Raw genomic sequence first — 12,480 nt, 5'->3', positions numbered from 1 at the left:
GAGTTTGTTTTATGTGTTTTTTAGTTTTATAGTCATTTTTAACTTCCTTTTGCCCAAAACCATATTATTTACTCTTCATGTTTCCCCATACAATGCTCACATTCGTATAAATATGATTCATGTTGCTCTTTAATTTTACTTCCACATTCTCGACACTCTTTTTCCGGTAAGTTCCGGTAAAATTCTAAAGTTTTCATTTTTATTACCTCCATTAATTTTTTATTAAATTCATTGTACTATAACAGATTAATAAAAACAATACTGTTATATAATTAAAATCAAATATTTCTAAACAGATACTTTTACATTTAAAAAAGGTGATAATATTAATTTATTTAAGGTGTTATATTCTTTTTTTTTAAAAAAAAAAAAGAGAATGTCAACAAAAATTACTGTAATCGGTGACGAATGTTAGCATTTAGACTCCCGATAGTAAAAAGGTATCCTTTCCTCAAATTATATGAGGGAAGGATACCTTATTTTCGTCCTATACGATAATTATTGATTTGAAGCGGTTGTTTACGAGATTCTACTTTGGAAACCAGTGACTTGTGTTATTGGCTATTCGGACTAAAAATAGCATCAATGGAACTTCTACAAGAACACCGACCACTGTAACAAGGGTTGCACCTGAATTCAGACCAAATAGGGCTATGGCAACAGCAACTGATAATTCAAAGAAATTACTCGTTCCAATTAATGCTGCAGGTGCTGCAACGCTATGCTCAATCCGCCATTTTTTCGCCCATAAATAAGCGATGACGAAGATAAACAATGTTTGAATAATTAAGGGGATAGCGATCAATCCGATATGAAGTGGATTACCTAATATAACTTCTCCTTGGAACGAAAAAATGATAATTAATGTAAGTAATAACCCTATAATTGTAAACTTCCCAGTAGTTTTTAAAAACACATTTTCAAACCAGTCCAAGCCTTTTCGCTTAACGAGGATAACTCGGGATAAATACCCGGCAGCTAAAGGAATAATAATAAATAAGAGAATGGATAAGAATATAGTATCAAAAGGAATAATAATGTCATTAATTCTTAGTAACAACATGACAATCGGTCCATAAGCTAAAATCATAATTAGATTATTAACGGAAACTTGAACTAATGTATAGCTAGCATTTCCTTTAGTTAAGTAACTCCACACAAAAACCATTGCTGTACATGGTGCTGCACCTAATAGTACGGCTCCTGCAATATATTCTGTTGCTAAGTCATCTGGTATAAAAGGTGCAAAAATAACCCGAAAGAAAAGCCAAGCAAAGAAAAACATGGTAAAAGGTTTAACTAACCAGTTTATAACTAGTGTGACTACTAAGCCCTTTGGTTTACGACCTACGTTTGCAATGCTTGAAAAGTCAATTTGTGCCATCATTGGATAAATCATGAGCCAAATTAGAATCGCAACTGGTATAGATACTTGAGCATATTCAAATTTGCTTAAGGTTTCAGGAACGGCTGGGATAAATTGTCCTACAGCTACACCAATGATAATACAAAGTATAACCCAAACAGATAAATACCTACCAAAAAACCCCATTCTTTTTTCTTCTTCTATCGGAGCGTCTTTACTCATCTTAAATTTTCCTCCTATATAATATAATTTGAAATTAAAACCATTATTTGCAGTTTCCTTTTAGACCGAGTCTATTCAAAATTTTAGACTTAGAAATGACTGTTAATAAATGAATTAAAGGAAATACTATAACTCTATTCTGTCTCAGTTTTAATCACACGGTTCTCCAAGAAAAGTCATCAATATACATATTCAAGAAATTTTTGTCTCATTCCATCATTATATAACTAAATAAGCAAATAAGTATATAAGTAAATGATTATATATTTAATTTAACGTATTTTTAAGAACTTCAAAATCTACTACTATAGTATTCACATACTCTCTAAAATCAATTGTAATATCTATCTATATGCTAAAACGTATTCTAAGCATTATATTGATGAATTTGCAGTTATTTGAATTGATGATGGATGTCAAAATGAAATGCGTTGAAAACAAAAATATAGATAGGAAATCCCTCTCCAAACATAATTGGAGAGGGATTCTTGCGTGAGTCATCATTAATCTTCATTAGTATGATTTTCGCCACGATCATTGCTTTTTGTAGGGGACTCATCGTCTGCCATTCCATCGGTTGTATTATCCCTAGGACCATCTGATTGGTTGTTTTCATTCCTTGACGGCTCTTCCATAGTTCCAATTGAATCACCTTGGTTATTTCCTCCACATCCAGCTAGCATCAATATTGATAAGATGACCAATAATATAGACCTCAAATGTCTTTCCTCCCAAGTAAACTAAAATGTGTTCAGTTTAGGTTGCACATGACGAGGTGAATTATGTATTAGGTGATTGAGTAAATAAAAATGAGATAGCATATATTTGTAAAAAAATTATCTCCCTGGTCGTCGATTTCCCTCAGATTTTAACCAAGCTCGAATGCCTTTGCCGGCATAAGGTTCGTCTGCAAAACGAGGCAAAATATGAAAATGAGCATGCGGAATCGATTGATTTGAGGCTTCACCTACATTCCACCCAAGCGTATAGCAGGTGCATATTCTTTATCGGCAAACGTTTTCACTTGCTGCATAAGTTCATAAGTAGCATTCCATTCTTCAGGTGTTAAATCAAAAACCGTTTGCCTATGAGTCTTCGGAACGATCAGTCCACTACTTCCAAAATGGTTTGATGCTTCGGGTGTTGTAAATAGCGACAATATTCATTCTCAAAAACGATGCGTTGTTGTGGGTCTTTTTGTGGTTCGCAATAAGGACAATTTATCATTATTTCCAAGTTTTTCACCTCTTCTAAAGTAATTGTAATAAAACTTAAGGGAAATAAGCAAACTATGTAGAAGTACTGCAAAAGGGAGGAATCTAAAATGGAGCAACAACAACAGGTTGAGCAGGAAATTCGAAACTCTGATCGCTTCTTGACGGCCTTTCACCGTATCGAGCAATCGATGAAAGAAATCATTGGCACGACTGATCATTTATCATTTTTTAAACTGGTTGATCTTTCAAAACGAAAGAATGCAATCATTCGAAAATATGAGGGAGATTTACGAGAATATATAACCCTCCGAAATGCAATCGTACATCAAAATACTTCTACAGAATATGCAATTGCAGAACCTCATGATGAAGTTATACAAGTGCTGGAAACGATAGACGAGGCACTAGCAAAACCAAAGACTGTAGGAAAAATGTTTGGAAGAAACGTTACTATCCTCCAAGCAAAAGACACACTCAAGTCAGCTCTATTATTAGTTCGGGACAAACAATTTACGCAAATACCCGTCTATGATGGAAAAACATTTGTGGGACTATTAACAGCAGTAGGAATCATGTTTTGGCTAGCTAACCGAGTAGAAGAAGACGAGATTTCCTGGGAAATGACAGTTGAATTTACTCTTCAACATGAAAAAAAGAAAGAAAACCATCTTTTCGTTTCTCCTGATATGTCTATTTTCGAAGCTCAAGAACTGTTTAAAGATTCAATCCTAAAAGGAATAAGACTAGAAGCATTGCTCATTACTGATGAAGATGGGTTGATTGGCATTGTCACGCCTTTGGATTTAATTGAGATTTAACATGAAGGTTTTGCCAATAGAAAAAACTATTATGATTATAGGGCATCTCACAAAAGGGTTAGATGCCTTAATTCATTTTGAGTTAGAAATGCTCTCCATATTCTGTATGAGCTGGATTAATAATGTCCAAAAGTATTAGTGAGATGATATAAATTTGATTTGATCAGCTGAATATAAAAGAATGAACCAAGTGTATTCTCGTGTTAATTGTTAAACTTCATGAATAGTCAAATTCGAAAAAGTATCCAAATCAATAATCACTCTCAGCATTTCATATAAAAAGTTAAAACACCCAAAATTTTATTTTAAGGCTCTTTCACCACTCAAAATTTAATTTTAAGTCATTACTAGAGGCAAAATATAACTCGTCTAAAAAAGGTCATTTTTTTGTGTGTTACGATTCATTAGAGGTGATACTATGATTCTAAAGAAACGAGAAAAAGACTTTCATTTAGATGGATTGAAAGCACTTGTCAAACGGTTACCAGATAGTCATCCATTGATTGATACAATTAATAAAAAAATAGCGATGATGACTGCAGGCATACGTGGTGAATCAAAACTAGAAGCAGTGTTTGAAATTTATTCGTTTTTAGATGAAATCTACATTTTGCATGATATATCGTTTTATTCAACAGGAAATGCTCAAATTGATTGTCTTGTTATTTCTCCTCATTTCGCATTAATACTCGAGGTGAAAAATATTGCTGGAGAGATGTCTTTTTTGGTAGGAACCGGTCAAATATCAAGAGTTCTTGAAAACGGACAAATTGATCATTTTGAAAGCCCGATGGTACAAATTGATCGAAATAGTGATTTACTCTATGATTGGTTTCGTTTGAATGGTTTTCTAATACCAATTTTAGGAGCTGTAATATTGCCCTATGCCACTCAAAAAGTAAACGTTCATCTTGATAATTATCCCGTTTTATTCCCTGGTGAAATTCCTTCATTTATCAAACGATTAAAGAATCATAAATCAACGACTGAAGCGATTCTTGTAAAAGACATTGCGGAAAAGTTAGTCAATGAACATCAATTATTTAACCCTTTTCCTATTTGTAGAAGGTGGAATGTGGACGTTGAATGTTTGAAAAAGGGCGTGTTTTGCACAAAGTGTAGTACTGGCATGATGATACGTTATTTGCGCACGTGGGTTTGCCAAGTCTGCCTTCATAAAGATCCGTCTGCTCATCAATACGCAATTAAAGAATGGTTTATGTTGGTTGGTGGAGAATTCACGAATAAGATATGTCGTGATTTTTTAAACATCCAAAGCAAGGGTTACGCTTGGAGGGAGCTGTCGAAAATGGGGCTGATAGTAAACGGCCAAGGGAAAAGCACGACATATAAGATGGAATTATTAGAGTAAAATAGTGCGAATGAGCGGAAACAGTCAATGAGTGAGCGATAACCATCAACGAGTGAGCGAAAACCAATCCGGAGCAACCGATATCGTATATTGAGTAGAACAAAAGCCTAATAAGGGGGTATATAATTAACTTTAAAAGTAACTTTAAGTGGAGAGTGGAAAAGCACGTCATATAAAATGAGATTTTTAGAGTAAAATAGTGCGAATGAGCGGAAACAGTTAATGAGTGAGCGGAAACCAACCGTGAGTGAGCGGAAACAGTCAATGAGTGAGCGATAACCAACCGTGAGTGAGCGGAAACCATCAATGAGTGAGCGATAACCAATCCGGAGCAACCGATATCGTATATTGAGTAGAATAACAGACTAAGGAGAAGGCTTCTTGTTAAAAGATAAAGCCATCTCCATGCAATTTGCAAAAAAACGGCCTAAATCCGTCCGTGATGAGTTATAAATAAGGGGTGGAACAAATGCTTCACCATGTAGAAATAAATGTAAATGATTTGCGGAAAACTCGTTCTTTTTATGACGTTTTATTGCCTGAAATGGGATATAGCTTATATCAAGAGTGGGAGTTGGGATTTAGTTATAAATTTGACAACACGTATTTAGTATTTGTTCAAACGATAGAAAAGCATTTAGAGTCAACCTATCACAGAGGACAAACAGGTCTTAATCATCTCGCTTTCCACGCTAAATCACGTGAGCAAGTGGATGAAATTACTAAAATGTTAGAAGTTCAAGGTACGAAAATCCTATACAAAGACAAACATCCATATGCATCTGGAAACAATGTATATGCGGTTTTCTTCGAAGATCCTGATCGGATTAAATTGGAGATTGTGGCACCAGAATAACGGGTATTGACTAGGATGTCATACCATTTAATCATATCTTTTCAATCATATTTACGTAAAACACGTTAACCACATTTCGTTATACACATAAATCATTACTTGATATGTAAAAATAGCTTTATTCATCAGGCTCTCAAAGGACATTTACATCTATATGATTAGCCAGATAGATAGAATTGCTTTATTCTTAAAGAAAACAATATTGGAGGAATCTCCATTGAATATAACGATTTTCGGTGCCACAGGACGAGTTGGAAATGAAGTTCTACGACATGCACTCAAAGATGGTCTTCACGTCACGGTACTTGTGCGTACACCATCAAAATTAATTCTACATGAACACTTAACTATACTTCAAGGGGATATTAGAGACCATGCGGACGTAAATCAAGCAATAGAAGGTGCAGATGCTGTATTTAGTGCAATTGGTACGGATAAAACTACGACATTAACAGATGCGATTCCAGTAATTATAAAGGCTATGAATAGAGGGAATGTTAAACGCATTGTTACAATCGGGACAGCTGGTATTTTGCAAAGCCGTAACAGTCCTGAATTATACCGATATCAATCAACGGAATCTAAACGTCGATTAACCTTTGCAGCGCAAGAGCATGCAAAGGTATTTGAACAACTTGCCACTACGAATTTAGATTGGACAATAGTTTGTCCAACGTATTTACCGGATGGCGAAGCGAAAGGTCAGTGGCGAATAGAACGCAACTTCTTACCAGAGAATGGCGTTGAGATATCAGTGGGAGATACAGCATTATTTGCTTACAAAGAATTGCTCGATCCGCAATTTGTATCTACGCGAGTTGGTCTTGCGTATTAAGGGGAGGCCTTTTATGTTAAGGAAACTAATGAAATTTCTTCTTACGATTACTTTTATAATTGTGTTTTTTTACTTGAATAACAACTGGCTCACCGTATCAAATTACACTGTTAGTTCATCCGAAATTCCATCCTCTTTTGATAATTACCGCATCGTGCAAGTGTCTGATTTACACGACGCAACGTTTGGGGAGAACCAACAGAGATTGGTGAACAAAATTAAACAAGCTAAGCCAAATATGATTGTGATTACAGGAGATCTCATCGATAGTAACCGTTATAATTTACAAAATAGTTTAGATCTTATTGATCAAATTGTGGAATTATCGAATGTTTACTATGTAACTGGAAATCATGAAGTAGCAACAAACGATGTGGATCGTATTAAAGAAGAACTAACAACTCGAGGTGTCCGAGTTCTATCGAATGAAACACTAAATATCGAACGTAATGGTGCGTCCATTTCACTCACCGGGATTGACGATCCGTTAATGGGCCAGACTGCTTTGCAAATGATCTCCAATTCTGGTGTTCCGAGTGACTTGTTTACAGTTCTCCTCGCACATCGTCCAGAAGACTTTCAAAGTTACGTGGATGCAGGAATAGATGTAACGTTTTCAGGTCATGCCCACGGGGGACAGTTTCGTATTCCCTTCATAGGTGGACTAGTTGCTCCAGGACAAGGTTATTTTCCTAAATATACAGCAGGTGTTTATGAGCAGGAACAGTCCAAGCTCGTTGTCAGTCGCGGACTAGGAAATAGTATCATTCCAATCCGACTATTTAACTTGCCTGAAATCGTTGTGGTTACATTGAAATCAAGCTGAATAAATTAAAACAATAGACGAGTAGACAGTAAATAGGTCAAATAGTTCCGTAAAAAGTCGAAAACTATTACTGAATTGAAAAACACACTTTATTTACTTAAAATTAAAAGGAGAGAGTATTATTGCAGGACAAAGTTACTTTATTACCTTATGAACCTGATCATCAACAGGCATTTAAATTTTACCCATTATCACCGGAGCAACTTGAATTCACAGATCCTCCCATGGAACTTCTAAAAAACGATGGACTTTCGAGAACTCCGGTTACAATTTTAGCAGGTAACCATATTGCTGGCTTTTTTGTGCTTGATGTCAGTAATGATCGTTACTGGTATACAGATAACCCAAAGTCTGTTCTTTTGAGAGGGTACTCCATTCATCCAGACTACCAAGGTCAAGGAATTGCAGTAAAATCACTTCAAGCACTCCCTGCCTTTATCCTCCAAGAATTCCCTCATTTTGATGAAGTAGTTCTGGGTGTGAATGAACGAAATGAAGCTGCACGATATGTATATAGTAAAGCCGGGTTTGTAGACGAAGGGCGCCGTTATATGGGCTCGAAAGGTCAGCAATATGCCCTTCATTTACATGTACCATCACATAGCAATTAGTCTAGGAACAGCAAAAACAGTTGCTCTCATTCAAGATAGAGCAACTGTTTTCATATGTTCATTTTTAATCTTTCAGTATTCTCAACAGCTTTAACAATTCAGTAGAAAAAGAGGGCATTTTATGGATTATATATGGTTATTTTTCATTGGTTTGATAGCCAATGTGCTAGGCATACTTGCTGGTGGTGGAGGATTGATTAGTTTACCCGCTATGCTTGTTATGGGAATTCCCGTTCATTCCGCCATCGGTGCGAATAAAGTTTCGAATACTTTCAGTTCATTATTGAGTTTTATTGTTATTTATAAATACAAAGAAGTGACTGTAAAGGAAGCAATAATCTTGATTCCATTATGTCTTGGAGGAGGTATAGCTGGGGGGTTACTCGCTTCTTTATTAACTGAAAGTACCATGACAATTCTTGCCGTTGTATTACTAAGTTTTGCACTTTTATCCTCTTTTTTAGGGTCAAGTGACTTTGAAGGCAACCGACCACTCGTGGTAAATAAAAAAAGTGGAGCTAGTCTGTTCGGAATTGGACTATACGATGGTATTTTTGGGCCAGGTTCAGGGACATTGATGATGTATTTGTTATCGCATCTGGGCATTTCATACATAAGGGCTGTTGGACTTGTGCGTATTGCTATTTTTTCCAGTTGTTTTGGGGCATCTATTACATACATAGCAACAGGGAAGATTATGTGGGCAGTAACTATTGCCTTATTAATAGGGTCCGTCAGTGGTGCACAAATCGGTGTTCATCTTGCACGAAAATTAAAAGTAGAATATGTAAAACCATTGTTGCGTATAGTGACGGTTGTATTACTAATTCAAATTATTGTATCCAACTTTTAATAACTATAAAATTAGAAGAAATATCAATTGGGGTGATGAGTTGTGATTAGATTTTTAGTTCTATCAACATTTCTTTTACTAGTCAGTGGGTGTGGATCCATAGAACAAGAAACAACATCTGAACCAAAGCCAGATGCCTATAAAGAAGTAGCAACACATCTTGAGGTACCATGGTCTATAAATCAAATAGAAGATGAATTTTACATATCAGAACGTGTCGGTACCATTGCTTACATTAAAACGGATAGGTCAGTAGAACATCAAAAAGTAGAACTTTCAACACCTTTAGCGAATGTCTCCGAAGCGGGCTTACTTGGATTTGTCTTGAAACCTACATTTACTGAAACGAAAACGGCATTTGCTTATTACAATTATGATGCGGGAGATGGTCCATTTAATCGCATTGTGACCTTGAAGTTAGAAGGAGACGTTTGGAAAGAAACCGACATACATTTAGACGGGATTTCAACTGGCAATGTGCATCACGGAGGTCGTCTTGAAATTGGCCCTGATAATTTGTTGTATGCAACGATTGGAGATGCAGCGAATCCGGATTTAGCTCAAGATGTAACATCAAAGAACGGGAAAATACTCCGTTTAAATGCCAATAATGAGTGGGAAACAGTAAGTCTTGGTCATCGCAACCCTCAAGGTCTCGCGTGGACAGATGATGAGCAATTATTTGCCTCAGAACATGGACAATCTTCCAAAGATGAAATCAATAAAATTGAAGAAGGAAAGAACTATGGCTGGCCACTAATTGAAGGTGATGAGCAGCACGAAGAGTTTGTTACTTCCTTAGTAAACTCAGGAACAAATACTACATGGGCGCCATCAGGCATGACATTTCATAAAGGAAAATTATATGTTGCAGCACTTCGAGGAGAAGGCATAGTAGTAGTTAATATCGAAACTGGAGAACTAGAGGAGACAATTACAGGGTTTGGTCGAGTTCGAGATGTATTTTCAAATGGAAAAAACCTTTATTTCGTAACAAATAACACAGATGGTCGCGGATCAGCGGATGCAGATGATGATAAATTATACCAATATTTTGCTGAATAAATACATATTCGTATGTTTAAGTGTTAAGAGTGAAAGGAATACTTTCACAAAGGAGATGATTTTCAAATGAGTAAAAAACAAGCGTTGAAAATATTAGAAGAAAGCCATATCGGCACAATGGCAACCGTGGAAAATAACAAACCCCATTCGAGGTATATGACGTTCTTCAATAAGGACTTTACACTTTATACACCTACGAATAAGAACACACATAAAATTGAAGACATTGAAGCAAATCCATACACCCATATTTTGATTGGCTATGAAGGCGAAGGCTTTGGTGATTTATTCTTAGAAATCGAAGGTAAAGTAAGTGAAAGTCAAGACGATACCTTAAAAGAAAAAATATGGGAAGACAATATGAAAAATTGGTTTGAAGGTCCAGAAGACCCGAAATTAGTGATTTTAGTTGTAGAGCCAACAATGATTCGCTTAATGAACAAAAGTGGGGAACCACCAGAAATTATCGAATTTCAATAAGTTTTAGTTCGAAAACTAGGGCTTCATGAATTGTTTTAATAAAGACGACTTCAGATTTTTAAAGTCGTCTTTTTAATTTGATCATTTTCATGTATGATCTCATTCTTAAAACACAATAGAATCAACTAAATAGATTTTTCTTTTTGAAGAGTGATCTTTTTGTTAAATCGGTATTAAAAATGCTTTTTTAAATAAGTAAGAAGGGAAAAAGAAAAACGGTCTCGAATACCATATGTATGGATAATTATAAATTTATTTAGGGATACTTTGGAAGGAGATTTCATGTGAACTCATTGAAACCAATAAAACGAAGTAGCTTCCGCATTTTTTTAGGAACGAAAGCCTATCGACTTAAATGATATGCAGAATGGGTATTGGATGAGAAAAAATATGCGAAGCTCAAAGGAGATGAAAAGTTAGAACATATTATCTTTAAGAGGTTGTTCAAAAAGTCCGCTAAAAATAGCTGTCGTATCTCTTCGTTGGCTTGCTTCTCTGCTCCTCACGTATCAACACCATACGCTCCGGTGCTCGAAGGCTACGCCGCCTCGACCTACTCGGCTCTTTTTATGCTCCTTTTTGAACACGCACTTTAAGCATAAGACACCCTTGTTGCGTCAATTAAAAGATGTTGACATGCAAATGCAATACAACAAGATAACAAATCTAAAGATTGCTACAAAAAAAATTAGCGGCATTGTGATTCAACCAGGTGAAACATTTTCATATTGGAAGACCATCGGAAAAACAACTAAAAGTAAAGGCTATTTAAACGGGATGATTTTGCATTACGGAAAAGTGAAAACTGGAGTAGGTGGAGGGTTATGTCAACTTTCTAATTTAATTTACTGGATCACCCTTCATACACCACTCACTATAACGGAACGATACAGACCTAGTTACGACGTTTTCCCTGACACTAAACGAACTCAACCTTTTGGTAGTGGTGCAACATGTGCTTATAACTACTTAGATCTTCAGATGAAAAATGAAACCACTGAACCTTACCAACTTATTATTTATTTAACTGATGTGTCGTTGGTAGGAGAATGGAAATCTGTAAGTGTACCTACTAAAACGTATAAAGTGTATGAAAAGGACCATCAATTTATCCTTGAACAATGGGGAGGCTATGTTCGACATAATACAATCTATAGGGAAGTGAGAAATAGGAATAATGAATATCTTGAAGATGAGTTTATTACTGAAAATCATGCGATAACGATGTATCCGCCTTTCTTAACTGAAGGAGAAAGTTACACGAACAAGGAACTGTAGACTACTTATATAGATTATTTATTGAATTTCAAAGACGCATACATATTTCCTAGATGACTATAATCTGGCCTAGAGGTGCAAAAATGACAATCTATATTGCTTTGCTTAGAGGAATAAACGTAGGTGGTCACAGGTTGATTAAAATGGCAGATTTGAGGCATCTACTTGAAAAAATGGGCTTAGACAAAGTGCAAACATATATACAAAGTGGAAATGTTTTATTTGAATCAGAACAGGATTCAAAACAGCTTAGCTGCCGAATTCAGCATGAAATCGATACTAAATTCGGCTTTTCAGTGCCCGTAATCTTGAGAACATCTATTGAACTGGACCAGATTATTGAAAACTGTCCTTTCAATGTTGGCACTTTGTTGGAAGGAGAGAGTATCCAACTCTCGTTATTGGCAGAACTGCCACCACGTGAAGGGGTCAACCATTTACTCAAGTTTCAAAATGATACCGATGAGTACCAAATCGAAGGAGAAAATATTTATTTATTTTTCCGTCAAAGCATCCGAAACTCCAAACTAGCGGCTCAACTTCAAAAAATTGGTGTTCCGTCAACCGTGCGGAACTGGAAAACGATAAACAAGTTGGCAACTATGGCAAAAGCGATGGAGTGAATAGTAACGACACGATCGCCTATAGCAAAAGACCACTATCTGTAGCTACAGATAGTGG

15 protein-coding genes and 1 pseudogene are annotated in these 12,480 nt (G+C 35.9%); 12 read left to right on the top strand and 4 right to left on the bottom strand.

Annotated features, from left to right (window positions below; translation table 11 throughout):
* Nucleotides 1-68 precede the first annotated feature (68 nt).
* The 4 genes and pseudogenes from yhfH to B371_RS21360 form a co-directional block, all read right to left on the bottom strand.
* Nucleotides 69-197 (bottom strand): protein YhfH, encoded by a 129-nt coding sequence (gene yhfH, locus B371_RS22730; protein WP_019413336.1) that lies wholly within the window; start codon nucleotides 195-197, stop codon nucleotides 69-71.
* Between the two features lie 332 nt (nucleotides 198-529).
* Nucleotides 530-1,588 carry an ACR3 family arsenite efflux transporter gene (gene arsB, locus B371_RS0105660; protein ID WP_019413335.1) on the bottom strand — a complete coding sequence of 353 codons (1,059 nt, stop codon included), beginning with the start codon at nucleotides 1,586-1,588 and terminating at the stop codon, nucleotides 530-532.
* Nucleotides 1,589-2,091: 503 nt separating this feature from the next.
* On the bottom strand, nucleotides 2,092-2,307 hold the full coding sequence (locus B371_RS23385) for a hypothetical protein (protein WP_157185156.1): 216 nt from the start codon (nucleotides 2,305-2,307) through the stop codon (nucleotides 2,092-2,094).
* Between the two features lie 117 nt (nucleotides 2,308-2,424).
* Nucleotides 2,425-2,815, bottom strand: a pseudogene (locus B371_RS21360) (HIT family protein).
* Between the two features lie 97 nt (nucleotides 2,816-2,912).
* On the opposite strand from B371_RS21360, the gene B371_RS0105645 reads away from it, so the two are divergent.
* The 12 genes from B371_RS0105645 (at nucleotide 2,913) to B371_RS0105595 (ending at nucleotide 12,422) form a co-directional block, all read left to right on the top strand.
* A complete protein-coding gene (locus B371_RS0105645) occupies nucleotides 2,913-3,623 on the top strand; it encodes a CBS domain-containing protein (RefSeq protein WP_019413333.1) in 711 nt (236 codons plus the stop codon).
* Between the two features lie 418 nt (nucleotides 3,624-4,041).
* Nucleotides 4,042-4,995 carry a nuclease-related domain-containing protein gene (locus tag B371_RS0105640; protein WP_019413332.1) on the top strand — a complete coding sequence of 318 codons (954 nt, stop codon included), beginning with the start codon at nucleotides 4,042-4,044 and terminating at the stop codon, nucleotides 4,993-4,995.
* 469 nt (nucleotides 4,996-5,464) lie between these two features.
* Nucleotides 5,465-5,851 (top strand): VOC family protein, encoded by a 387-nt coding sequence (locus B371_RS0105635; RefSeq protein ID WP_019413331.1) that lies wholly within the window; start codon nucleotides 5,465-5,467, stop codon nucleotides 5,849-5,851.
* A 217-nt stretch (nucleotides 5,852-6,068) separates the two neighbouring features.
* Complete coding sequence (locus tag B371_RS0105630) at nucleotides 6,069-6,686, top strand: NAD(P)-dependent oxidoreductase (protein WP_019413330.1); 618 nt, start codon at nucleotides 6,069-6,071, stop codon at nucleotides 6,684-6,686.
* Between the two features lie 13 nt (nucleotides 6,687-6,699).
* Complete coding sequence (locus tag B371_RS0105625; RefSeq protein WP_019413329.1) at nucleotides 6,700-7,512, top strand: metallophosphoesterase; 813 nt, start codon at nucleotides 6,700-6,702, stop codon at nucleotides 7,510-7,512.
* Between the two features lie 122 nt (nucleotides 7,513-7,634).
* Complete coding sequence (locus tag B371_RS0105620; RefSeq protein ID WP_019413328.1) at nucleotides 7,635-8,123, top strand: GNAT family N-acetyltransferase; 489 nt, start codon at nucleotides 7,635-7,637, stop codon at nucleotides 8,121-8,123.
* A gap of 121 nt (nucleotides 8,124-8,244) precedes the next feature.
* A complete protein-coding gene (locus B371_RS0105615) occupies nucleotides 8,245-8,976 on the top strand; it encodes a sulfite exporter TauE/SafE family protein (RefSeq protein WP_019413327.1) in 732 nt (243 codons plus the stop codon).
* 42 nt (nucleotides 8,977-9,018) lie between these two features.
* A complete protein-coding gene (locus tag B371_RS0105610) occupies nucleotides 9,019-10,041 on the top strand; it encodes a sorbosone dehydrogenase family protein (RefSeq protein WP_019413326.1) in 1,023 nt (340 codons plus the stop codon).
* Nucleotides 10,042-10,107: 66 nt separating this feature from the next.
* Nucleotides 10,108-10,521: a pyridoxamine 5'-phosphate oxidase family protein gene (locus B371_RS0105605; protein WP_019413325.1), complete on the top strand. Its 414-nt coding sequence runs from the start codon at nucleotides 10,108-10,110 to the stop codon at nucleotides 10,519-10,521.
* A 374-nt stretch (nucleotides 10,522-10,895) separates the two neighbouring features.
* A complete protein-coding gene (locus tag B371_RS23970) occupies nucleotides 10,896-11,117 on the top strand; it encodes a hypothetical protein (RefSeq protein ID WP_237721507.1) in 222 nt (73 codons plus the stop codon).
* Nucleotides 11,101-11,799 (top strand): VanW family protein, encoded by a 699-nt coding sequence (locus B371_RS21355; protein WP_237721506.1) that lies wholly within the window; start codon nucleotides 11,101-11,103, stop codon nucleotides 11,797-11,799. Before B371_RS23970 ends, B371_RS21355 begins: the two co-directional genes overlap by 17 nt.
* A gap of 83 nt (nucleotides 11,800-11,882) precedes the next feature.
* Entirely contained in the window at nucleotides 11,883-12,422 is a 540-nt protein-coding gene (locus tag B371_RS0105595) for a DUF1697 domain-containing protein (protein ID WP_019413323.1), read from the top strand.
* The last annotated feature ends 58 nt before the right edge of the window (nucleotides 12,423-12,480 follow it).

It is taken from the genome of Paenisporosarcina sp. TG20 (genome assembly GCF_000286315.1).
Classification (GTDB): Bacteria; Bacillota; Bacilli; order Bacillales_A; family Planococcaceae; genus Paenisporosarcina.
The sequence above is the reverse complement of the archived record's forward strand: the minus strand, read 5'-3'. Positions and strand labels throughout refer to the sequence as shown.

Excerpts from the sequence above, each read along its gene's own strand:
- yhfH (WP_019413336.1), bottom strand. The coding sequence starts at position 197 with ATGAAAACTTTAGAATTTTACCGGAACTTACCGGAAAAAGAGTGTCGA.
- B371_RS0105615 (WP_019413327.1), top strand. The coding sequence starts at position 8,245 with ATGGATTATATATGGTTATTTTTCATTGGTTTGATAGCCAATGTGCTA.
- B371_RS0105595 (WP_019413323.1), top strand. The coding sequence starts at position 11,883 with ATGACAATCTATATTGCTTTGCTTAGAGGAATAAACGTAGGTGGTCAC.
- B371_RS0105645 (WP_019413333.1), top strand. The coding sequence starts at position 2,913 with ATGGAGCAACAACAACAGGTTGAGCAGGAAATTCGAAACTCTGATCGC.
- B371_RS0105625 (WP_019413329.1), top strand. The coding sequence starts at position 6,700 with ATGTTAAGGAAACTAATGAAATTTCTTCTTACGATTACTTTTATAATT.
- B371_RS0105605 (WP_019413325.1), top strand. The coding sequence starts at position 10,108 with ATGAGTAAAAAACAAGCGTTGAAAATATTAGAAGAAAGCCATATCGGC.
- arsB (WP_019413335.1), bottom strand. The coding sequence starts at position 1,588 with ATGAGTAAAGACGCTCCGATAGAAGAAGAAAAAAGAATGGGGTTTTTT.
- B371_RS0105635 (WP_019413331.1), top strand. The coding sequence starts at position 5,465 with ATGCTTCACCATGTAGAAATAAATGTAAATGATTTGCGGAAAACTCGT.
- B371_RS0105640 (WP_019413332.1), top strand. The coding sequence starts at position 4,042 with ATGATTCTAAAGAAACGAGAAAAAGACTTTCATTTAGATGGATTGAAA.